We start from the raw sequence: 511 nt of genomic DNA on the forward strand, positions 1-511 counted from the left end.
TTTCGTCTATATCCAGCGCCTCGTCATTGATCCGTGCCTTGTAGTCGTCAATATCCTCGAACACGACGGCCCGCCCCCTGTGCCGCAAAAGATGCGGGCTTGCGGCTGATGGTTTGATCACCGCCCCCTTCGGCGCAAGGTTCCCCTTGAGAACGGCAATCCCGCCATGCGAGGCCAAGGCCTGTTCCACCGGGCGGATAACGTCCTCATTGTGGTTCTGGACATCCTTCACCTGATCCCATGCGGTCTGGCCCGACACCGTCAGCGCATCCTTGTGCAGCAACCCCGCCTCTCCCATATCAATGTCCAGCGCGGGATCGTTGATGCGGTTGTGGTAATCCGTGGAGCCGTCAAAGACAAAGGCGGTTCCTTCGAACACATCCTTGCGGCCCGGCTCGGACAGATAGCGGGCACGGAACTCTTCGGAGATGACGCTAGTCTTCATGATGGCGAAGTCGAACAGGTTGCCTCGCAGCACCATGAAACCGGCGCGTTCCATCATCGGCGCGTT

General features: G+C 59.3%; 1 protein-coding gene. It reads right to left on the reverse strand.

The genetic code is table 11. The features are described from left to right. On the reverse strand, positions 1-511 hold a 511-nt coding region (locus TR36_RS16235), incomplete at both ends, for a dihydroxy-acid dehydratase (RefSeq protein ID WP_192841386.1).

The sequence above is a fragment of the Falsirhodobacter sp. alg1 genome (genome assembly GCF_000739715.2).
In the GTDB taxonomy this organism is placed as follows: Bacteria; Pseudomonadota; Alphaproteobacteria; order Rhodobacterales; family Rhodobacteraceae; genus Falsirhodobacter.